Annotated in this window: 18 protein-coding genes; 16 read left to right on the top strand and 2 right to left on the bottom strand. The window is 63.7% G+C overall.

Annotated elements, in window-relative coordinates:
- Positions 1–49 precede the first annotated feature (49 nt).
- From tssC (N2597_RS27515) to N2597_RS27460, 12 genes are all read left to right on the top strand, one after another.
- Positions 50–1531, top strand: a complete 1482-nt coding sequence (gene tssC / locus N2597_RS27515) for a type VI secretion system contractile sheath large subunit (protein ID WP_077989009.1) — start codon at positions 50–52, stop codon at positions 1529–1531.
- Positions 1532–1601: 70 nt separating this feature from the next.
- On the top strand, positions 1602–2990 hold the full coding sequence (tssC, locus tag N2597_RS27510) for a type VI secretion system contractile sheath large subunit (RefSeq protein WP_183602351.1): 1389 nt from the start codon (positions 1602–1604) through the stop codon (positions 2988–2990).
- A complete protein-coding gene (locus N2597_RS27505; RefSeq protein ID WP_183602348.1) occupies positions 2987–3817 on the top strand; it encodes a type VI secretion system accessory protein TagJ in 831 nt (276 codons plus the stop codon). Before tssC (N2597_RS27510) ends, N2597_RS27505 begins: the two co-directional genes overlap by 4 nt.
- Entirely contained in the window at positions 3810–4319 is a 510-nt protein-coding gene (gene tssE / locus N2597_RS27500) for a type VI secretion system baseplate subunit TssE (protein WP_077989006.1), read from the top strand. Before N2597_RS27505 ends, tssE begins: the two co-directional genes overlap by 8 nt.
- A complete protein-coding gene (gene tssF, locus N2597_RS27495; RefSeq protein WP_183602346.1) occupies positions 4312–6093 on the top strand; it encodes a type VI secretion system baseplate subunit TssF in 1782 nt (593 codons plus the stop codon). Before tssE ends, tssF begins: the two co-directional genes overlap by 8 nt.
- A 20-nt stretch (positions 6094–6113) precedes the next feature.
- Complete coding sequence (tssG, locus tag N2597_RS27490) at positions 6114–7115, top strand: type VI secretion system baseplate subunit TssG (protein WP_183602344.1); 1002 nt, start codon at positions 6114–6116, stop codon at positions 7113–7115.
- Positions 7116–7125: 10 nt separating this feature from the next.
- Positions 7126–8295 (top strand): type VI secretion system-associated FHA domain protein, encoded by a 1170-nt coding sequence (locus N2597_RS27485; RefSeq protein ID WP_096764158.1) that lies wholly within the window; start codon positions 7126–7128, stop codon positions 8293–8295.
- On the top strand, positions 8285–9625 hold the full coding sequence (gene tssK / locus N2597_RS27480; RefSeq protein WP_077989002.1) for a type VI secretion system baseplate subunit TssK: 1341 nt from the start codon (positions 8285–8287) through the stop codon (positions 9623–9625). Before N2597_RS27485 ends, tssK begins: the two co-directional genes overlap by 11 nt.
- Complete coding sequence (gene tssL, locus N2597_RS27475) at positions 9622–11154, top strand: type VI secretion system protein TssL, long form (protein WP_183602342.1); 1533 nt, start codon at positions 9622–9624, stop codon at positions 11152–11154. Before tssK ends, tssL begins: the two co-directional genes overlap by 4 nt.
- On the top strand, positions 11154–14630 hold the full coding sequence (gene tssM, locus N2597_RS27470) for a type VI secretion system membrane subunit TssM (RefSeq protein ID WP_183602386.1): 3477 nt from the start codon (positions 11154–11156) through the stop codon (positions 14628–14630). Before tssL ends, tssM begins: the two co-directional genes overlap by 1 nt.
- Positions 14631–14640: 10 nt before the next feature.
- The gene (gene tagF / locus N2597_RS27465; RefSeq protein ID WP_096770191.1) at positions 14641–16008 is read left to right on the top strand and encodes a type VI secretion system-associated protein TagF; all 1368 of its coding nucleotides are present in this window, start codon (positions 14641–14643) and stop codon (positions 16006–16008) included.
- Positions 15998–16918, top strand: a complete 921-nt coding sequence (locus N2597_RS27460) for a serine/threonine-protein kinase (RefSeq protein ID WP_183602340.1) — start codon at positions 15998–16000, stop codon at positions 16916–16918. The genes tagF and N2597_RS27460 overlap by 11 nt, the downstream gene beginning before the upstream one ends.
- Here the strand turns inward: N2597_RS27460 and N2597_RS27455 are convergent.
- Positions 16915–18054, bottom strand: coding sequence for a polysaccharide biosynthesis/export family protein (locus tag N2597_RS27455; RefSeq protein ID WP_183602338.1), 1140 nt, complete (start codon positions 18052–18054; stop codon positions 16915–16917). The genes N2597_RS27460 and N2597_RS27455 overlap by 4 nt on opposite strands.
- A 206-nt stretch (positions 18055–18260) precedes the next feature.
- Here N2597_RS27455 and N2597_RS27450 point away from each other — a divergent pair, with 206 nt between their 5' ends.
- From N2597_RS27450 to N2597_RS27435, 4 genes are all read left to right on the top strand, one after another.
- Complete coding sequence (locus N2597_RS27450) at positions 18261–18608, top strand: DUF488 domain-containing protein (protein WP_183602336.1); 348 nt, start codon at positions 18261–18263, stop codon at positions 18606–18608.
- Positions 18609–18755: 147 nt separating this feature from the next.
- A complete protein-coding gene (locus tag N2597_RS27445; RefSeq protein WP_183602334.1) occupies positions 18756–19277 on the top strand; it encodes a DUF4142 domain-containing protein in 522 nt (173 codons plus the stop codon).
- Between the two features lie 7 nt (positions 19278–19284).
- Positions 19285–19605 (top strand): cupredoxin domain-containing protein, encoded by a 321-nt coding sequence (locus tag N2597_RS27440; RefSeq protein WP_183602332.1) that lies wholly within the window; start codon positions 19285–19287, stop codon positions 19603–19605.
- 43 nt (positions 19606–19648) lie between these two features.
- The gene (locus N2597_RS27435; RefSeq protein ID WP_183602330.1) at positions 19649–20371 is read left to right on the top strand and encodes an RNA polymerase sigma factor; all 723 of its coding nucleotides are present in this window, start codon (positions 19649–19651) and stop codon (positions 20369–20371) included.
- Positions 20372–20414: 43 nt separating this feature from the next.
- On the opposite strand, the gene N2597_RS27430 is transcribed toward N2597_RS27435, so the two are convergent.
- A complete protein-coding gene (locus N2597_RS27430) occupies positions 20415–21335 on the bottom strand; it encodes an ABC transporter substrate-binding protein (RefSeq protein ID WP_341356265.1) in 921 nt (306 codons plus the stop codon).
- Positions 21336–21409: the final 74 nt, after the last annotated feature.

The following is a 21409-nucleotide window of genomic DNA, read 5'->3' as shown; positions in this document are numbered from 1 at the left end:
AACCCTCACAGCCCCGAGGGTCGCCGCTTTCGCAAAAAAGGATCGTTAGATGACCGCCGAAACGCAATTGCAGACAAAGGAAGAAGTAGGCTTCGCACCCGATGAGAGCCTGCTCTCGAAGGTCGTTGCGGCAACCCGCCAGACCGAGCCCGACCGTGCGCAGGATCTTCTGCGCACCCTCACCGATCAAGCCCTGAAGGGCACCGTCACCTATGATCGTAACCTCACGATCACCTTGAACAACGCCATTGCCGAGATCGACAAGGCGATCTCGAGCCAGCTCGCGGCAATCATGCAGTCGCCGGAGTTCACCAAGCTCGAAGGCGCCTGGCGCGGCCTGCACTATCTGGTCAAGAACAGCGAGACCAGCGCCAACCTGAAGATCCGCGTGCTCAACGCATCCAAGCGAGACATCGCCAAGGATCTCGCCAAGGCCGTCGAGTTCGACCAGTCCAGGCTCTTCAAGTCGGTCTATGAAGACGAGTTCGGCACTCCAGGCGGCGAACCGATGGGCGCGCTGATCGGCGACTATGAATTCGACAATTCCTTCGACGACGTCCAGCTTCTGCAAGGCGTCTCGATGATCGCAGCCGCCGCCTTCGCCCCGTTCATCTCGGCGGCGAGCCCGCGCATGTTCGGCTTCGAGGATTTCCGGGAGCTGGCAAAACCCCGCGATCTGGAAAAGATCTTCGAGACGGTCGAATACGCCAAGTGGCGCAGCCTGCGCGACAGCGATGATTCCCGCTTCGTGACGCTCGCCATGCCGCGCGTGCTCGCCCGCATGCCCTACGGCCCGAAGACCAGCCCGATCGAGGAGTTCAACTTCGACGAAACCGGCGGCTCCAAGACCGGCGAACTGCCGCACGGCTCCTATTGCTGGATGAACGCGGCCTATGTGATGGGCACGCGGCTGACCGAAGCTTTCGCCAAGAACGGCTGGTGCACCGCCATCCGCGGCGCTGAAAACGGCGGCAAGGTCGAAGGCCTGCCGATGCATATCTTCTCCAGCGACGACGGCGATCTCGATCTGAAATGCCCGACTGAAGTCGGCATTACCGATCGCCGCGACGCCGAACTCGGCAAGCTCGGCTTCCTGCCGCTCTGCCACTACAAGAATACCGACTATGCGGTGTTCTTCGGGGCGCAGACAGCCCACAAGCCGAAGCTCTACGACCGGCCGGAGGCAACCGCCAATGCCGCCGTTTCCGCCCGCCTGCCCTACATGATGGCGACGTCGCGCTTTGCCCATTACCTCAAGGTCATGGGCCGCGATAAGATCGGCTCCTTCATGGAAGCGGAAGATTGCGAGGCCTGGCTCAATCGCTGGATCTCCAACTATGTCAACGCCAATGACGACGCAGGCGAGGAGTCGCGGGCGAAATATCCGCTGCGCGAGGCAAAAGTCACCGTCCAGGAAATCCCCGGCAGGCCGGGCGCTTACAACGCCGTCGCCTGGATGCGTCCGTGGCTGCAGATGGAGGAGTTGACGACCTCGCTGCGCATGGTCGCCCGGATTCCTTCGAAGAACTGATGAAATCAGAGCTTGGCGCGGCGGTTTTCCGCCGCGCCAAGCTCTTGCGAAACATTTGGTCAGGTCGACGATGGGTTCCAGCACTGAATGGCGGCGCCGGGCGGATCAGCTGATTACGCTGATTGACGAGGCGCTGAACAGGCAAGTCAATGCCATCCTCCACCATCCCGATTTTCAGGCGATGGAGGCGAGATGGCGTGGCCTTGCCATGCTCGTGCGCGAGGCAAGCCGCAGCGGCGAGGTGAAGGTCAAGCTTCTCAGCGTCAGCTGGCGTGAGCTGGCGCGCAGCATGGAGCGTGCCAGCGATTTCGACCAGAGCCACCTCTTCGAATTGATCTACAGCCGCGAGTTCGGCATGCCGGGCGGCGAGCCATTCGGAATGCTGGTCGGCGACTATCATCTGTCTCCGCACGATCCCGCCGACGGCGATCCGGTCAGCACGCTGTCGCAAATCGGCATGGTGGCGGCTGCCGCCTTCTGCCCCTTCGTCGCCGGTGCGGCGCCGCTTTCTATCGGGCTTGAAGACTTTCACGAGCTGAACCGGGTCAGCGACTTCTCCTGGCTTGCCACGGAAACGGACCGCATCCGCTGGAACGGTCTGCGCGCCCGAGAAGATTCGCGGTTCCTCGGGCTCGTCGCGCCACGCATCCTGATGCGCTCGCCGCTTGCGCCGCATGCGCGCGATCGCAATGACGGCTTTCCCTTCCGCGAAAGCATTCCTGCCGACGGCAGTTCGCTGCTCTGGGGCAATGCCGCTTTCGCCTTTGCGACCGTCGTCATTCGCAATTTCGTCGCATCCGGCTGGTTTGCGGAGATCCGCGGCGTCACGCAGGATGCCGTCGACGGCGGCCTGCTGAGCGCAAGCGAATTGCCGCCTTACGATCTCGGCACGGAGAGCAACGGGCTTTCCGCCCAGGCGCCGGTCGAAGTCCAGCTGACCAGCAGCCAGGAGCAACAGCTGTGTGAGCTCGGCATCATTCCCGTCGCGACCACCTATCTCTCCTCTGCGGCGATCTTCAATTCCAATCAGTCGCTGCATGCACCGCCGCATTATTCCAACGAGCATGCACGCCAGAACGCCCGCCTCGCCGCCATGCTGCAATATGTGCTCTGCGCCTCGCGTTTCGCGCATTATCTCAAGGTCATCATGCGCGATGAGATCGGCCAGCTCTCCGATGCGCTCTCGATCGAGCGCAAGCTCATGGACTGGCTGACCGCCTATACGCTCGGCAATGACGACGCCGATATCGCGCTGCGCACCCGTTTCCCGCTGCGCTCGGCCGGCATCGGCGTCGCCGAAATTCCGGGCAAGCCCGGCAGCTTCTCCTGTACCGTCCGGCTGCAGCCGCATTTTCAGCTCGATGACGTTGCCACGAGCTTCCACCTTATCGCCGAGTCCGCAACCACCGGCCAGATTCTGAGCCGCCCGGTCGCCATACCCGAGAGGATGTCCGCATGACGCTTTCCGCCAGCATCGCCCGATCGCTCAGCGACAACGCCCTCGAGGACGCGCTCGAGGAGGTCAAGGCGCATCTGAAGGCCAAGCCCTCGGATCAGGAGGCGCGGCATCTCTATATCGATCTTCTCGTCCTTGCCGGAGAATATGAGCGGGCGGACAATCAGTGCAGCCTTGCCGCCACCCTCTCTCCCGACGCGACGATGGGCTTTGCCCTGTTGCGCAACGAACTTCGGGCGATGGCGGCACGCGACGCCTGGTTCGAAAGCGCCGCTCTGCCGGAATTTCCGCAAGGGCCGAGCGAACTCGACAGGCTCGCCGTCCGCCTCGGTATCGCCCATCGCGAGGGCAATGCGGACGATGCGAAGACCGCGCTCGATGCGCTGGAAAGCTTAAGGGGCGAGCGCCCGCTGCTCTGGAACGGCAAGGCGATTTCCGATTTCCGCGATCTCGACGACCGCATCCCGCACGCTCTCGAAGTCATCATGACCGGCGGCGGCTATCTCTGGATCGACTTCGCCAAGATATCAGCGCTGTCGATCGAGCCGATTGCCCGGCCGCGAGATCTCGCCTTCCGTCGCGCCGAATTGACGCTGATCGACGGCGCAGCCGCGTCGGTGCTTCTGCCGGCGGTTTATCATGGCACCGGCAAGGGTGCGGCGCTCAGGCTCGGACGTAAAACCGAATGGGTCGAGGAAGCGAGCGGCATCACCACCGGCCGCGGCCAGCGCTGCTTCCTCGCCGGCGACGAACTCGTCTCCTTCCATGACACCCAAAGTCTGGAGATCGTCCCGGCAAGCTCTGCCGGCAGGCAGGTCGCGCATGGTTGATCCGCTCGAACGCTACCGGCAGCGCGACCGAGTCCTGTCCCGCTCGATCCTCGACAGGCTGATCGACGAGGCCCCGGATCGCGCCGCCGATCCGTCGGTCAGTTTCGTCGACCAGGTCCGCGAGGTCAGGGAGGCGATCCGCCGCGATCTCGAAGCGCTGCTCAACACGCGGCGGTGCCCGACGACGCCGCCGACGGACCTTTCAGAATTGCGGGACGCCCTGGTCAGCTATGGCGTCGACGGTATCGTCTCGGCAAATCTGATGACCGACCAAGCCAAGCTCAAGCTGGCGGAAGCGATCGAGCGGCGGGTTGCGCTGTTCGAGACGCGGCTTGCCGATATCAGGGTGACGATCCTGAAAAGCCGGACGATGACCGAACGGGCGCTGCGCATGCGCATCCAGGCGACCTTCCGCCTGCATGAGGGCATGCCGCCGATCAGCTTCGAATCGACCATCGATCCGTCGACCCAGCGTGTCCTCGTGGAGGCGGCGCATGGCTGAAGGTTTCCTGCACCGCTACAATGAGGAATTGCTGGCACTGCGCCGCCGGGCCGCGCGCTTTGCCGACGCTTTCCCTAAGATCGCCGGACGTCTGCGAATGACCGGCGACGTCGCCGACGACCCGCATGTGGAACGCCTGATCCAGAGTTTCGCCTATTCGGCCGCGCGCGTGCGTCAGAAGCTCGACGATGAATTTCCCGAACTGACCGATGGCCTGCTCGAAACCCTCTATCCGCACTATTTGGCCCCGCTACCCTCGATGAGCATCGTCAAGTTCCGGCCGAGCGATACGCTCGCCTCGGTCCAGACCGTGCCCCGCCACACGGAAGTCTTGGCCGAACCGGTGAGAGGCGAAGCCTGCCGCTTCCGCACCACGCAGGATGTCGAGATGGCACCGATCGAGATCGCCGGCGCTACCCTTTCAGGCCAGCCGATCAATGCACCGCTTTCGTCCTATGCCGGCGTTGCCGGCTGCCTCAGACTGTCCATCCGCTCTCTCGATGCCCGCAAGCCCCTGGGCAGCCTCGGCCTGAGCCGGCTGCGCCTGCATATTCCCTCTGCCTGGCAGCAGGCGGTGGCGATCTACGAACTGCTTGCCAACCACACGCTCGGCATTGCGCTTGCCAAACATGCAGACGACCGTTCGGCGATCTTCCTGCCTGCAAGAAACCTGAAACCCGTCGGCTTCGGGCCGGAAGAGGCCATGCTGCCCTATCCGGCGCCGAGCTTCATCGGCTACCGCCTGCTCACCGAATTTTTCGCGCTGCCGCGGAAATTTCTGTTTCTCGATATCGAAGGGCTCGAGTCCTGGCGAGGGGAAACGCTGGAACTCTTCGTTTACCTCGGGGAAAGCGACGCCAAGCTGGAGCGGGCAGTTTCGGCCCGCGACTTCGCGCTCAACGCCACGCCCGTCGTCAACCTGTTTCGCCAGGTCTGCGAACCGATCGCCGTCGATGGCACCCGCACGGAATACCGGCTGCTGCCGGATGCACGGCGCCAGAAGACCCGTGAGATCTATTCGATCGACCGCGTGCTGCTGACCGGATCGCGCGGCCAGGAGGAATTCTGCCAGCCCTTCTTCGGACGATCGCAACGCGCAGGCGCGAGCGCGACCTACTGGCAGGCCTCTCGCCGTTTCGACGAAGACGACAGGACCAGCGATATGGATATCGCCTTCGTCGACCGGCAGTGCCGGCCGGCCGCTTCGGTCGATGCGGTGGCGAGCGTCGATACGCTCTGCCTCAACCGCGACCTGCCGGAACACCTTCCCTTCGGCGGTGGCCACCCGTTGCTGCAGCTCGCCTCCGGCCATGAGGCGGTCGCAGGCGTCGAGGCGCTGATCCCGCCGACACCGTCGGTCAGAATGAACGATCAGGATGGCCGGAACTGGCGGCTGATGTCGCACCTCCTCCTCAACCATCTGTCGCTGTTCGACAATGATGGGGCCGCATTGAAGGACATCCTGTCGCTCTATGCCTTTCGCGACAGTCCCGAGACCAAGCAGTTCGCCGATGCGCTGGTCGGGATCAAGGCCGCCAACTCGACCGCCCGTCTCGGCAGCGGCGGCATGGTGCCCGGCACCGAGATCGCGCTGGAATTCGATCCGGCCGCCATCGACCGGCCTTCGGCCTTCCTGTTCGGCAGCGTGCTCGACCGCTTCTTCAGCCTCTACACCTCGGTCAATAGCTTCACCCGGCTCACTGTCGGCATGAAGGGGCAGTCGAGGCCGATCGCCCGCTGGCCGGCGCGCGCCGCCGAACGCCCGCTTCTCTGAGAAAGGACCGCCAGTCGATCATGGACATGCAAGCCGCCAGCAAGCCAGACGCGCTTACCGACCTGCTCGAACGCGACCCCGGCCGTTTCGAGCCGGTGACGGCATTTCGCGTCGCGCAGGCGTCGGTTGGCGAAGGACGGCTTGACGTCGCCTCCCATGTCGGCGTCTCGCCGGCGCCGCTTGCGGTGAGCGGCTACCGGCGCAAGGCCGGCCGCGCCACCGTGCGCAGTGCACTTGCCGGCCTTGTCGGCGCGCTCGGCTCCATGCCATCGGCCTATAACGAACTCGTCATGCGCCAGGAGCGCAACCGATCGCGGGGGCTGGCGAGCTTTTTCGATCTGTTCGGCGCGCGCATGGCGGAACTCTTCGCCGACGCGTGCGAAAAATACCGGATTGCGAGGCGGCTGCGCTGGGGCGGCGTTTGGGCAAGCAATGCTTTCGTCACCACGCTGCTGTCGCTGACCGGCTTCGGCACCAAGCGGCTCGTCGATAAGAGCGGCGTCGACGAGGAGTTGATCCTGCGCTTTTCCGGGTTCTTCGCGGCGCGCAACCGCAATACCGTCAACCTGCGCGCCATGCTGACCGAATTCAGCGGCCTGCCGGTGGAGATCGAACTGTTCCGCGGCCGCTGGCTGAGCATTCCGCCGGAAGAGCGCAGTCGGATGAGCCAGCTGCAGGGCGTGCAGCTCGGGGTCAATGCCACGGCCGGTGCCGCCGTTCACGATTTCAGCGGCGGCTTCCGCGTCGTCATCGGCCCGCTCGGTTATGCCGATTATCTCACGCTTGCGCCGGGCGGAAAGGCCATCACCGAACTCTTCGCCCTGACCCGGCTCTATGTCGGCTCGGCGCTCGATTTCGACATACAGGTCGTGCTGAAAAAGGAGGATGTTCCCTTCTGCCGGCTCGGCCAGGCAGGCGATCCGCCTCGTCTCGGCTGGAACAGCTGGGCGAGGGTCGCACCGGCGGCAAAGGACAGCGGCGATGCGATCATCGTCGAACGCCTGTCGACCGAGATGCGGTGAGGAGGTGAGGATGCGGCTCGAACTGAGAGAGATCACCGGCGACGCGGTGACAATGGCCGGCCGGCCGAAATGGTTTTTCGAACGCGGCCGGCGCACGCTCGGCCGGGCGCCCGATTGCGACTGGCAGCTGCCGGCGGACAGGCTGTCGATTTCGAAACTTCATTGCATCATCGAGCGCGACCGCGACGGCTTCCTTTTGCGCGACCAGAGCGCCAACGGCTCCCGCGTCGACGGCGTTGCCGTGCATGAAGGCCAAATCGCCAGGCTTTCCGACAGGTCGCGGCTGGAGATGGGCGGACTTGCATTCTCCGTCCACATCTCCGGCGACAGGGATCGCGACATCGAGGACCCCGATGCCGGGCTCGTCTTGAGCGACGAACCGCTGACCATTTCCGCGATCCTTGCCGACATCGCGCCGGGCGGCCATACCGCAAACGGCATTCTCGGTGAGCGCACGGCCGACGATTGGAGCCCTTCCGAACAGGCCGGCAAGAAAGGCGCGGCGTCATCCCGCAATGTCGAGATCGGATGGAGCGGGCCCCCGGAGATTCGCACGCTGACCCAGCTTCTGCCGGAAGACTGGAATTCGGAGGACACCGAATACGCCAGCCATTTGGAACACGGCTCGGCCACCCATATCGCAGTCCCCATCGCCCAACGCCGGACCGCGCCGCTGATCGACATCTTCAACGACAATGCGCAACCCGAATCCGAAGATTTTCCGGCGCTGAGCATCGGCCGGCCCGCAGCCCTCGCCGACAGGCTGGAGCCGTTGCTCGGCCGGCTCGAGGAGGCTGTCGAGAGTGCCTATGCCGTTTTCGAAATGAATGCACCGCCTTCCGGCAGCCAGCCGGACTTCCCTGACAGGGAGGAGGCGCTGCTTGCCCGCATCGAGACCCTGCTCGGCCGGCAGCTCAAGCTCAATTCCGCGCTCGAAGCCCTCGCCCAGGCGGCGGGCCAGCTGGAGCCGCGCAGCCTGGAAGCGCGTGTCGAGACGGGCGCCTGGCGTCGGGACCGGAACTACTGGCGGGCCTACCGGGCGCAATTCGAAAAAGACGGCAAAAGCCGATCGATCCAGGACTTTTTTCGCGACGCCATGCTGGCAGCGATGAACGGCAGGGACACAGGGCCTCGTCCACAAGACAGCCAGGAAGGACAAGACGCGCATCATGAGGAATGAGAACCGGGTGGCCTGGAGCGAGGGCATGTTCCTTCGCGTGCAGCATTTTCAGCAGGCGGACCGCTGGACCGAACGGCTCGTGCGCACCGCAACGCACGGCCTGTCGCCCTATCCCTGGGGGATCGCGGAGATCGGCATCGACCGCGGGGCGCTGGCGATCGGCCAGTTCGCGCTGTCGAACCTGCGCGGCGTGTTGCCCGACGGCACGCCGTTCGAAGCGCCCGTTGATGCCGATCTGCCGCCGCCGCTCGATCTCGACGAGAACACCAAGAATGCGATTGTCTATCTCGCACTTCCCGCCCGCCAGCCCGGCAAGGCGGATGTGGCGCTAAACGGCGGCGCTCAGCGCAACAGCGTTCGCCTCGTGGCCTCGCCCTATGAGGCGCCCGACGCCAATGTCGAGACCGACTTCATGGCGCCGATCGACGTCGGTCGCCTCAGCCTGCGTTATCTCAAAACCGGCGACGAGCTTGCCGGCTACGAGCTGATCGGACTTGCCCGCATCATCGAGGTGCGCTCCGACAGGGCTGTCATTCTCGACCCCGATTACATCCTGCCGAGCCTCAACTGCACGGCCGCCGGCCGGCTGAACGAATTGATCACCGAGCTTCTCGGCATCGTGCGCCACCGCGCCGAAGCCATTGCCGAACGCATCGGCGATCCCACCATCCGCGGCACGGCGGAGGTCGGCGACTACCTGCTCCTGCAGATCCTCAATCGCGCCGATCCGATGCTGAAGCATATCTCGGCCAATGCGACGCGCATCCATCCGATCGTCTTTTACGAGCACTGCATCCAGCTTGCCGGCGAGCTTGCCACCTTCACCACCGAGCGCAAGCGGGCGAGCGACTTCCCGCCCTACCGCCACGACGACCTGAAGGCGACCTTTGCCGCCGTCTTCGATGATCTCAGAGCCTCGCTTTCCTCGGTGCTCGAACAGGCGGCGGTGGCGATCGAGCTCGCCGAACGCCGGCATGGTGTCAGGATCGGCACGATCAACGACCGTTCCCTGCTTCGGGATGCCGGCTTCGTGCTGGCGGTCCGGGCAGAGATGCCGGCCGAGGACGTGCGCCGCAAGCTGCCGGCGCAGATCAAGGTCGGCCCGGTCGAACGCATCGCCGACCTCGTCAACGTGGCGCTGCCGGGCATTCCCGTACGGCCGCTGCCGGTGCTGCCGCGCCAGCTCCCCTATCGCTCCGGCACCATCTACTTCGAACTCGACACCAAGAATCCGCTCTGGAAACAACTCGATACCTCCGGCGCCATCGCCGTGCATCTCGCCGGCGATTTCCCCGGGCTCGAAATAGAATTGTGGGCCCTTAGAGAATGAAGAACGAACCCGCTTCCTCCTGGCAAAGTCTGCCGACCATCGTCGAACTCACCGAGGATGGCGTGAAGAAAAAGCAATCCGCCCGCAAGATGGCGGAGATGCTGGACGACGTTCTCGATTTCCCCGAAGGCGAGAAGGGAACGAGACCGGCGGCAGCGTCTGCGACCGGCGGCGTTTCGGTCGAAACACTCGTCCGGGATTTCCGCTTCGGCGCCGAAGACGTGCCGACCCTGGTGCGCTCGGCCGCGCCGCTGCTCAACCTCGCCCATAGTCTGCGCTACACGGAAGAGCAGCCCGATGTCGATGAACTCAGAGCGGTGGCGATCGCAGCCGTCGGCCGCTACGAGCGGGATCTCGCCAGCGCGCGCATCAGCCCCGAACGGGCGCGTGCAGCCCATTATGTCGTCTGCGCGACGGTCGACGACGTCGTGCTCAGCAAGGCCTGGGGCGTGCGCGCCGGATGGGCGCGCTCCGGCCTCGTCTCCACCTTCCATATGGACGTGACCGGCGGCGAACGTGTGTTCGACCTGCTCGACCATTTCCACCAGAGCCCCGGCGCCAACAAGGACCTGCTGCTCCTCATCTATCTCTGCCTGTCGCTCGCCTTCGAAGGCCGCACCCGCGTTTCCGCGCGCGGCGGGCTGGAGCTCGCCCGCATCCGCGACAGTCTCTATAAGACGCTGCTCGGCCAATACGGCGTCTTCGAGCGTGAGCTTTCCCCGCATTGGAAAGGCGTTTCCGCGCGGCACCAGCCGCTGCGCACCGCCGCCGCCCTTTGGACGCTGCTTTCCGTCCTGACGCTGATCCTGGCTTTCGGCTACCTGTTCTTCACGCTTTCGCTGAACCGCGCCTCCGACGGCACGTTCGAGCGCCTTGCCAACCTGCCGCCACGCGAGACGCCAAGCGTGCTGGTCAAGGTGCCGGAGCCGCCGCGCGCCCCTCCGCCTGTTGTCGTCGCGCAAACGCCGCCGCCACCGCCACCGCCGCAGGTAAAGCCACCGAGCCGTCTCGACAATCTGCTCGCCTTCCTCCAGCCGGAGGTCGAGAAGAAGCTTGTCACGCTGTCGGATTCGAATGGCAGGCTGCTCGTGCGTATCAGCAATTCCGGCCTGTTTGCCACCGGCAGCGCCGAAGTCAGCGAGAAATTCCACGATCTCCTGCAGCGCATCGGCGGCGCGCTCGCCGCGGAGAAATTCCGCGCCGTCGTCGTGGGTTATACTGACAATGTGCCGATCCGCACCATCCAGTTCCCATCCAACTGGCACCTGTCGGAAGCCCGCGCCAAGGCGGTCGGCGAAATCCTCGCATCATTCACCGGGCCGGGGGCGATCCTGACCGAGGGACGCGCCGACAGCGATCCGATCGCCGGCAACGACACGCAGGAGGGCCGGGAGATGAACCGCCGCACCGAGATCCTGGTGCTGACCGATCCGAGCGAACGGCTGAACGACGCCGGTTTCAAGACAGCGCCGATCGAGGCCGAAAGACCGAATGCACCGGCTGCCGCCGCAGGAGGCGCTTCGCGATGATGAATCCCTTAAGTTATTTCTATACGCTGCGATCCTATGTGGAAGCCTATGCCGGCCTTCTCGGCCGCCGCTTCATCTCGATCATATGGGTGGCGGCGATCTGCGTCGTCATCTGGTTCTACGGCTATCTCGCCGCCTATGGCGACTTCAAGCCGCTGGCGAGCGCCTCGGCGCGGCTGACGCTGATTGGCGTCATCATTGCCGCCTGGCTCGCCTACCTCCTGTTCACCGTGATCCGCGACCGCCGTCGCGACAAGCAGCTCGTCGAAGGGATCGAGCGTGACGCCGAGGCCGAAGCGGCGGCCAGCCAGCAGGCTGAGGTCGGCGAGATCCACAGCCGGCTGAAGGAGGCGTTGCAGCTCCTGCGCCGCATCACCAAGCGACGCTTCGGCTATATTTACGAGCTGCCCTGGTACGTGATCTTCGGCGCGCCGGGCTCCGGCAAGACGACGGCGCTCACCAATTCCGGCCTCAAATTCCCGCTCGGCGATGCGCTCGGCAGCAACTCGGTTCAGGGCATCGGCGGCACACGCAACTGCAATTGGTGGTTCACCGACGAGGCAATCCTCATCGATACCGCCGGCCGCTACACCACGCAGGACGATCTGAACGGCACCGCCAAGGCCGGCTGGGAAGGCTTTCTCGGCCTCCTCAGAAAATACCGCCGGTCGCAGCCGATCAACGGCGCGCTGGTGACGCTGTCGATCGGCGACCTGCTGACACGCGATCCCGAAGCCCAGCGCGAGGAAATCCGGGCGATCCGCCAGCGGCTGTCCGAGCTCGACGAACTCCTGCATGCGCGCGTGCCGGTCTATCTGCTCCTGACCAAGGCCGATCTTCTAACCGGCTTCGTCGAATTCTTCGACGGCTTTAACAAAAGCGACCGCGAACAGGTCTGGGGGACGACCTTCGGGCTCGACGAAAGCTATAAGGCGGCAAACCTGCCGGAACGCTTCACGGAGGAATTCACCCTGCTGCAGCAGCGCGTCGACGCCATGCTGATCGAGCGCCTGCAGCAGGAGCCCAATCCGGAGCTGCGCGGCCGCATCTTCCGCTTCCCCGCCGAACTCGCCTCGCTGAAGGAGCGCCTGCATGAAGTGACGACGGAGCTTTGCTCGGGCTCGAAACTGGTCGAGGCGCCGCTCCTGCGCGGCATCTATTTCGCCTCCGGCACCCAGAGGGAGGAAGCAGCCGCCACGCCGCGCATGCGGCGCAGCTATTTCCTCTCGCGCCTCTTCAAGGAGGTGATCTTCGGCGAGGCTTCGCTGGTCGCCCGCGACAAGCGGCTTTCCGGCCGGCAGCTCCTCTTCCGCCGCGCCGCTTACGCGAGCGCGGTCCTGCTGCTGGCCGTGGTGCTGACCAGCTGGACGGCCACCTACTTCCAGAACACCACAGCGCTCGCCGGTGCGGAAAGACGCATCGATGCCTATGAGCAGCTGGTGCGCGGCGTGCCGGTGCGCGACGTCTCGGATGCGGATTTCCTACGCATCTTGCCGGCGCTCGATAATCTCGCTGCCGTCACTACCGATTTTTCCAAGACGCGCGTCTGGCCGGTGAGCCTCGGCCTCGATCAGGAAGGCAAGGTCGCGAGCCGCCAGCGCGAAGCGTATCAGCGGGCGCTGAACACGCTGCTCCTACCCCGCATGCTGGTGCAGCTCCAGAAGGAGATGACCGAGACCACCGACGTGAACAGAACCTTCGACGCTCTGAAACTCTACGGCATGCTTGGCGGGCTCGGCCCGATGAATGCGGATTTTGCCTCCGTGGAAGCGGAAGACATGTTCACCAGGCTCTATCCCGACGAAGGCCGTACCGCGGCGCGCAACGCGCTGATCACCCATGCGGAAGCCATGGCGCGCGGCGCGCTGCCGCCGATCGATCTCGACAAGACGCTGATCGCCGAGGCACGCGACATCATCCGCTCGCAGAACATCGCTAGCCGTGCCTATGATATCCTGGCGGAATACCGCGCCTCTCGGGCCCTTCCCGGCTGGAGTCCGGCCGGTGCGCTCGGCCCGCTCGGCGAACAGGCATTCGAGCGGACCTCCAAGGCGCCGCTTGGCGAGAGCATCCCCGGCCTTTTTTCTGCGACCGGCTACCGCACGGTCGTTCTGCCCGAGATCAGCGAGGCCGCACGCGAGGCACTCGACGAGCAGTGGGTTCGCGGCGTCCCCAATCCCGCCGGTGTCACGGTCGAGACCGTCGCCCAGGCCACACTTCAGCTTTACTTCGACAAGTTCGCTCAACGCTGGTCGACCCTGTTGACCGATATCAGGGTCAAACCTTCGCAGACGATCAGCGACGCGGCTGAGACCACTCGCATCCTGGCCGGCAAGCCCGGCCCCGTTGAGACGCTCGCGAATTCGATCGCCGCGGCCACCGATCTGCGCGGCCCCGGCGCCGAGATCGCCTCAGCTGCCGGTGACAGTTTGAGCGTCTCAACAACGGCGCTGAGCAGTGCCGCCAATGCGCCCGATCCCTTCGGCCGTCTTCGAGACGCGCTGAAGGCGCCGACCGGCCAGTCGCCGCTTCCCGACCAATCGAAGGAAGCGCCGCGCTCGGAAATCGGGCAGCTGGAACCAATCGTGCAGAAAGTGCAGGAGCAGCTTTCGCGTGCGACGACCTCTACGGCCGAAGTGGCGAAAGTCTTCGACGTCGATAGCCAACTGACCGACGCCAATCAGGACTTGCTGCAGCAGGCCCGGAAGTTGCCGGCGCCGATCGATACATGGATGGCGGGGCTCGCCGCCGATGTCGGATCGCTGGCGGTCAAATCCGCTCGTTCGCGCATCAGCGACGCCTGGGCCGCGGAGGGTGCCGGTTTCTGCTCGAATGTCGTGGCCGGCCGTTATCCCTTCGATCGAAAATCCGCGCGCGACGTCGCGATGAGCGACTTCGTAAGGCTGTTCGGTCCCGAGGGACTGTTCAAGACCTTTTTCAAGGAGAAACTTGAGGCCTTTGTCGATACCAGCGCTTCGCCATGGGGCTGGAAGGGCACCTTCGGGGCGTCGAGCATTCCGAGCGCGGCGATCGCCCAGTTCGAGAATGCCGACAAGATCAACCGCGCCTTCTTCCCGGCCGGCAGCAAGGACCCGTCGATCACGATCAACGTGAAGCCGGTGTCGCTGACCGATGCCGCCAGCGCGGTGATGCTGGAGATCGAGGGCGAACGCGTTGTCTATTTCCATGGACCGGTCCAGGCGAAATCGATCACATGGCCGTCGACGGAAGCGAACAACACCTCGCGCATCGCCTTCCAGCCGGGCGGCTGGCAGCAGGCCTTGACCGAGAACGGCGACTGGTCGCCCTTCCGCCTCTTCGACGATGCCAATGTCACGGTGCAGGGCGACGATCTGTTCAGGGCACAATTTGAGCAGGACGGCCGGGCGGCGGAGTTCGATGTGCAGTTCGGTTCGGTGCTCAATCCATTCCGGCTGGAGGCGCTCGGCGCCTTCTCATGCCCGGCGCAATTCTGAGCGGACTGATATGAACGAGCGCGCCACCCTCGAGCGAAATCCGGCCGAAAGCGACAGGATCGGCTTCTACGGCAAGCTGCCGAGCCACGGCGATTTCGTTTCGATGGGCCTCGGCCACAGCCTGCAATCCGCACTCGACGCCTGGATGCAGGCCGGGCTGCAGGCGGCGCAGCAGGAACTCGGCGAGGATTGGAAACGCCGCTTCCGCTCGATGCCGGCATGGCGTTTCATCATCGAGCGCGGTCTCTGGGGGCCGGCAACCGTTGCCGGCGTGCTGCTTCCAAGCCTCGACCGCGTCGGGCGCAGTTTTCCGCTCGTCATCGCCGCGCAGCTTCACGGCTTTACCGAGCATCCACGCCAGCTCTATCTCGACGACACGTGGTTCACGGCGGCCGAAGCGATCGCCGAAAGCTCGGCCAGGCGGGATTTCGACATCAACCATTTCACCGCAAGCCTGAAGCGGCTGAGAACCCTGCGTCCGGCCGACCTCGCAGAGAACGAGACACTGCAGGACAGAGCTTCCCGCCGCGGCACGATCTGGTGGCGGATCGACCCGGAAGAGCAGCGGGCCAAGGGGTTTGGCGTCAGCGGCGCCCCGGAGCCCGAGCATTTTTCGAAGCTGCTGCAGGACTATTCTCCCGCAATTTCTCCGCCGTCCGAAACGGCCGCTACCCCGCGCCCCGTCATCGCCGAGCAACAGCATTCTCTGCTGCTCCGGCATAGCCACGCCACACATCCCGGCACCCGACTCAGCGTCAATGCCGATGCGCTGCTGATCTCGGAGACGCCCTCGTTGTTTGCCGTCGCCGATGGCGTTGGCGACAGCAACAACGCGGCCGAGGCCGGCAAGATCGCCGTTCATGTGCTGGCTGAAGCCGCGGAACAGGGAACGGTCGAAGCTCTGGTGCAGGAGGTCAAAGGCAAGCTCGGCCGCACCCACGGCCTGCTTCAGTCCGCCTATCTCTCGCAGGACCGCGAGCCGTCGGCCGCCAGCATCGTCGTATTCGCCACGTTCGGCGAAAGCTGGGCCGTAGTCTGGGTCGGCGATGCCCGCTGCTATCTGCTGCGGGACGGCATGATGCGCTGTCTCACCCGCGATCATGTGGAGGTCGGCCTGCGACGGAGGCTCTCACGCGCCATCGGCATGCGCGGGCATCTTACGCCGGAAGTCCTGACCGGCGGATTACAGGCCGGTGACCGGCTCTTGCTCTGCAGTGCAGCCCTTCCGCACGCTGTGCCCGAGCGCAGCATCGCCGAAATCCTGCTCTCGACAGACATCGAAAAGGCCGCCGACGTTCTCGTGCAGGAAGGGCTGATCGCCAATTGCCGCGAAAACCTGAGCGCCATCGTAATCGATGTGAAGACCGATGGCGGATGATCATCCCGCAAACTTCGAAGAAATCGCGCGGCGCTTTTCGCATCTGTGGCAAGCGCTGAATGGCCATGCCGGCAAGGCGCATTCGCCGGATATCAGGAAGATACTGATAGACAAGGTCCGCGACGCGCTCGATCGCGGCGAGGCGCGCCTGAGTGATGCCGAACCCGCGATAATTGCCAACAGTTTCGTGCTGGAGGTGCTGGTTTATGACGGCGCGGCCACCCAGGTCTATCGCGCCCGCCACCGCGATCTCGGAACGCTTCACGCCATCAAGCTGCCACGACCAGACCATGCAGACGACCCCGTGCTCAGGAAACTCATACTGCGCGAGGCTGATATCGGCATGGCGCTCCGCCATCCCCACATTGCCGCGACGCAGACCGTTCTGCGGCTTGACGATGGGCGCCCCGCCCTGGTGATGGAATGGATCGAGAGCCGCCTTGCGGATCTTTTGCAGGAAAGACCGTTATCGCCGCGCGAAATCATCGATGTGATGACTTCGGTGCTTTCCGGCCTGGACGCCATCCATGCCGCCGGCCTCGTGCATTGCGACCTGTCGCCGCTCAACCTTCTGTTCGATAGTGACCTCGCGCATCTCAAGATCGCCGATTTCGGGATCGCGCTGAAGGCCGGATGCCGGCACGAAGAGTTCGGTCTTGCCTTTGCCGGCCAGCCGGATTTCGTATCCCCGGAACAGGCGACCGGCGAGCCGGTCGACGGGCGGTGCGACCTCTACGCGGCCGGGCGTCTGCTGTCCCTGCTGCTCAGCCATTGCAGCACGGAATGCGACGAAAAGCTGAAGGCATTGGCGATCCGCCTGTCCCAGCGGGATCGGCAAGACAGGCCGGAAAATGCAAAGGCCGCCTTGCATCTGCTCGGCGGCCCCGCGGAACGTCCAGTCGATTTTTAGTTGCCGCTCGATCCGGGGATCGGCGCCGCGGCCGTCGGCACGCTCTTCTGGTAGACGTTGAAGAGCTTGGCGAAGTCCACCAGGCCGGCATTGCTGGCGTAGATGATATCGCCGTCCATCATCTGGAAACGCTGCATCAGCGCCAGATTGGAAACATCCTTCATATTGACGCGGTAGATCACCGGCTTGCTGCTGACGACGACCGGCGCGGCAGTCTTGGCATTCGCCGCCGCCACCTGCGTATAGACCGGCTGGTTGCGCAGGACATAGAAATTGCTGGCATCGGCCCGGTCGTCGAGCAGGCCGCCGGCCCGGCCGAGCGCCTGGGCCAGTGTCAGTCTGCCCGGCTCGAATTCGAACTCGCCGACACTCTTGAAGGCACCGAAGGCGGTGAAGGTCGGGGCGTCCTTGTCGACATAGATCTGGTCGTCCGGCAGCAGATAGACATTCTGCTTGCTGTCGTCGATGACGCGCTGCAGCGGCACGGTGGCGCGCTGTTTGCCACGCATCAGCGTGACGGTGGCCGATCCCGGATCGGAGGATGCGCCGCCGGCAAGCGCAACTGCATCGAGAACGCGCTCCTTGCGTGCAGTGAGCGGGAAGCGGCCGGCGGAGCGCACGTCGCCATTGACGGTGACGCCGCTGGAGGGTCTGTCGACCACGGTGACGACAGCCTGCGGATTGACGGCCGAGCCCTTCAGGCCGGTGACGATGCGCGTCTGCAGCGCCTCGGTGGAGGAATCCACCACTCGCTGTTTGCCGATGAAGGGAAGGGTCACGTTGCCGGTCGAATCGACGGTGAAGCGGCCGAGATTGAGGGTCTTGCTCTCGGTCGAGGAGAAAAGTCCATCCTCGCCGGGATCGAGAATCGTCACGTCGATGACGTCGCCGCGCCTGAGCTTCGTATCGGCAAATCCGCCCGAGCGCATGACACTGAGGCCGGGATCGGAAGCGGCATAGGCAAGCGGGACGGCCGAAACAGGCCCCATCGGCGCTTCCGATAATCTGACGACCGGGATGCGCTCGTTGGTTTGCGGTGAGGTGGCATTGTAAAAACCACCGGCGGTTGGGCCATCGGATGGCCGGGCGCATGCGCTAAGAACTGCGACAAGGACCAATGGCGCCAGCTTTCGCATCAGGTATCCTTTTGGCAACGTTGAGAGAATCGGAAAATATCAGCGGCAGGTGACCGAGCAATACCAGTTGCGCGCGAAAAATCAATTGTGACAGCTAAGAGGCAGTCTGCTGTGACTAATTAGCAACCATATGTCGTAAGGCGGAACCAGGTCCTTTCACTCGTCTCTTCGGTTGAAACTGGTTCTGAACCTGTAGGGGTGAGCAAATGGTCGTGTACATCAAACGAATCTACGAACCGAAAGAAGACAAAGACGGCATCCGCATTCTCGTCGACAGGCTCTGGCCGCGCTGGTTGAGCAAGCTGGATGCGTCAGTCGATCTCTGGCTGAAGGAGATCGCGCCGAGCCCGGCGCTGCGCCGCTGGTTCGGCCACGACCCCGCCAAATGGACCGAATTCCAGCGCCGTTACCGGCGCGAACTCGAAAAGAACGCGTCGGCCGTCGAGGAGCTCGAACGCCAGATCGGGACATCGGACGCGACGCTTCTCTACGCGGCGAAAGACCTGCAGCACAATCACGCTATCGTGCTGCAGCGCTTCCTCGGCAAAGACTGAAGCGTCGGCGCCCGCAGCCGATAAGATGCCGCCCACATGAAATTTCCGGGAACCTTTTCGACCGATCTGCATCCAATGTCTGCTTCCAAAGGCGCGCCACTGCCGCGGAGGCCATTCCGTCACACGACGACACAAGGAAGACAGATCATGTTGAAACATGTTTTCGGCGCAGCCCTGATAGCGGCCTCGCTCGGCACCGCCTCGATTGCCGCCGATGCCAAGCCGACCGACCCGCAGATCGCCCATATCGCCTATACGGCAGGCCAGATCGACGTCACCGCCGCGGAACAGGCGTTGAAGAAAAGCAAGAACGCCGAAGTCATCGAATTCGCCAAGACGATGGAGCGCGACCACAAGGCCGTCAACGATCAGGCGCTCGCCCTCGTCAAGAAGCTGAAGGTGACGCCTGAAGACAATGCCGTCAGCCAGTCGCTGTCGACACAGGCGAACAAGGAACTGACGACGCTCGCCGCTCTCGACGGTGCGGCTTTCGACAAGGCCTATGTCGCAAACGAAGTCGCCTATCACAAGTCGGTCAACGATGCGCTTGCCAACGTGCTGATCCCTTCCGCTCAGAACAAGGAGTTGAAGTCGCTCCTGGAAACGGGCCTGACCCTGTTTAAACAACACCAGATGCACGCCGAACATCTTGCTTCGATGATGAAGTAGGCTGGCGATGGACTTGCAGATGAAATCGCTGCCGCTGCTGTTTGCGCTGTTTTGGGCAGGCAGCGGCGTTGCCGCTGCCGCGGAATATCAGCTCACTATTGCAGGCATGAAATTCAGTGCGTCGCCCGTCGAACTGCATGTCGGCGATGTGATCGTCTGGCGAAACGATGATATATTCCGGCATACGGCGACGGCTCGCGACAAAAGCTTCGACATCGATCTGCCGCCGAAATCGGAAGGCCGCATGACGATCAGCCGCGCGGGAGTGGTCGACTTCTACTGCCGCTTTCATCCCGCCATGACGGGCACTCTGGACGTCCGGCCATAGGCCGGACTCCGAAGGAAAGACAAAGCAGCCAGGCGGAGTTTCCATGATAGCCATTCCGGTTCCGGCCGCCCAACACCGGCCCGACATATCGACGCTTTCCGACGCCGATCTCGTGCCGCTGGCAAAAATGGGCGACGAGCCCGCCATCCGCGCCATCGTTCAACGCCACAACCGGCGCCTGTTCCGCACCGCGCGTGCCGTCATTCGCAACGATGCGGAGGCGGAAGACGTCGTTCAGGCCGCCTATATCAAGGCTTTCACCAGCCTGGCGGCGTTCCGAGGCGATGCGCAACTGTCGACATGGCTGACCCGAATTGTTCTGAACGAGGCGATGGGGCGCGTGCGGGCTGTCCGGAACACTACCGGGCTTGAGGATATCGACATGCAGAGGGCGTCAAGAGGTGGCGAAGTACTACAGTTTCCTTCCTCTTTGTCGGTTACCGATCCAGAAACCGAGCTGTCCAGGAGCCAGGCGAGGCATCTCCTTGAACATGCTATCGACCAGCTCCCGGACGACTTTCGCGCCGTCTTCGTGCTGCGTGAAGTCGAGGGTATGAGCACCGAGGAGGCTGCATCTTGCCTCGGCATAAGAGCTGAAACCATCAAGACCCGACTGCACCGGGCGCGGAAGATGATGCGGCAATCGATCGAAAAACAGCTCTCCGGCGCATTCGCCGCCCTGTTCCCGTTCGATGGCGCGCGCTGCGCCTTCATGGCCGATCGTATCGTCGCGGCCCTTTGCCACGGGACGTCGGGGACAGATTGACAGTGCCGCTGCGTGGGGGTTGCGGAAAGCGGCCTGCGACGCCTCAGCGCGAGGCAGGCAGCCCGTATAGCTTTTCGATATCGTCGAGCATCAGGTTGGCGGCGACAATCCCGCCGGCCGTATTCCAGACGGCATCGCTGACCGCGCCGACCTTGCCGGCCTTGACGACAGCAAGATTGTTCCAGAGCGGGTCGGACGTCCAGTCGGCCGCGGCGGCGGCCGTCTTGCCGTCACCGGTGTCGTAAACCAAGTAGAAAAGCCGGTCGCCCTCGAATTCGGGCGTGCGCTCCTTCGTTACCTCGTCGGCGAATTCCATCCGATCCTGGTTTGCCGGCCGCGCAAAGCCGATCTGGCTCAAAACATTGCCGGCAAAAGTATCCTTCAACAGGATCCGAGTTCGCCCCGGCATGAAGCGAACGAGCGAGATCTTTTCGGCCTTTTTATCCCCCAGCGCCTTGCTGATCGCGGCGACACGGTCGTCATAGGCCTTGAAGGCTACTTCCGCCTCCGGCAATTTTCCGACGGCAGCCGCATAAAGCTGCATGTTGCCTTTCCAGTCGCTCCTGATTCGTTCGGAAAGTACCGTGGGCGCGATGGCCGAAAGCTGCGAATAGATCTTCTCCTGCCGGAATTTTGTGCCCAGGATGAGATCGGGTTCGAGCGTGGCGATCAGTTCGAGGTTGACGGCCGACTCGTCGCCGACGACAGTTACGCCCTCCATCTGCCGGGCAATGTGGTCGTACCAGGGTTTGCCGAGCCAGGACCGCACGGCGCCGACCGGCTTGATGCCCATCGCCAACAGCGCTTCCGTTCCCTCGTTCGTCAGCACGACGATCCTCTTCGGCGCATCCGGCACATCGGTCACGCCCATGGCATGGGTTACTTCGCGCGCGCCGGCCGTAGCTACGGCGATGAGGGACAGAATGGCAGCGAACGCCGCCAGCAGAATGGATTTCGTACGCACGCAGGCCTCGAACTTGACAATTGAATGATTTTTCGACCAATCGGTTGGGCCATAAGATGAGATACATTGTCCAC

The sequence above is a fragment of the Rhizobium sophoriradicis genome, from assembly GCF_025200795.1.
Classification (GTDB): Bacteria; Pseudomonadota; Alphaproteobacteria; order Rhizobiales; family Rhizobiaceae; genus Rhizobium; species Rhizobium sophoriradicis.
Note: the sequence above shows the minus strand (reverse complement) of the source record. Positions and strands in the feature narration are given on the sequence as shown.

Coding starts and splice junctions, on each gene's coding strand:
- tssC (WP_077989009.1), top strand. CDS start 50: ATGACCGCCGAAACGCAATTGCAGACAAAGGAAGAAGTAGGCTTCGCA.
- tssC (WP_183602351.1), top strand. CDS start 1,602: ATGGGTTCCAGCACTGAATGGCGGCGCCGGGCGGATCAGCTGATTACG.
- N2597_RS27505 (WP_183602348.1), top strand. CDS start 2,987: ATGACGCTTTCCGCCAGCATCGCCCGATCGCTCAGCGACAACGCCCTC.
- tssE (WP_077989006.1), top strand. CDS start 3,810: ATGGTTGATCCGCTCGAACGCTACCGGCAGCGCGACCGAGTCCTGTCC.
- tssF (WP_183602346.1), top strand. CDS start 4,312: ATGGCTGAAGGTTTCCTGCACCGCTACAATGAGGAATTGCTGGCACTG.
- tssG (WP_183602344.1), top strand. CDS start 6,114: ATGGACATGCAAGCCGCCAGCAAGCCAGACGCGCTTACCGACCTGCTC.
- N2597_RS27485 (WP_096764158.1), top strand. CDS start 7,126: ATGCGGCTCGAACTGAGAGAGATCACCGGCGACGCGGTGACAATGGCC.
- tssK (WP_077989002.1), top strand. CDS start 8,285: ATGAGGAATGAGAACCGGGTGGCCTGGAGCGAGGGCATGTTCCTTCGC.
- tssL (WP_183602342.1), top strand. CDS start 9,622: ATGAAGAACGAACCCGCTTCCTCCTGGCAAAGTCTGCCGACCATCGTC.
- tssM (WP_183602386.1), top strand. CDS start 11,154: ATGAATCCCTTAAGTTATTTCTATACGCTGCGATCCTATGTGGAAGCC.
- tagF (WP_096770191.1), top strand. CDS start 14,641: ATGAACGAGCGCGCCACCCTCGAGCGAAATCCGGCCGAAAGCGACAGG.
- N2597_RS27460 (WP_183602340.1), top strand. CDS start 15,998: ATGGCGGATGATCATCCCGCAAACTTCGAAGAAATCGCGCGGCGCTTT.
- N2597_RS27455 (WP_183602338.1), bottom strand. CDS start 18,054: ATGCGAAAGCTGGCGCCATTGGTCCTTGTCGCAGTTCTTAGCGCATGC.
- N2597_RS27450 (WP_183602336.1), top strand. CDS start 18,261: ATGGTCGTGTACATCAAACGAATCTACGAACCGAAAGAAGACAAAGAC.
- N2597_RS27445 (WP_183602334.1), top strand. CDS start 18,756: ATGTTGAAACATGTTTTCGGCGCAGCCCTGATAGCGGCCTCGCTCGGC.
- N2597_RS27440 (WP_183602332.1), top strand. CDS start 19,285: ATGGACTTGCAGATGAAATCGCTGCCGCTGCTGTTTGCGCTGTTTTGG.
- N2597_RS27435 (WP_183602330.1), top strand. CDS start 19,649: ATGATAGCCATTCCGGTTCCGGCCGCCCAACACCGGCCCGACATATCG.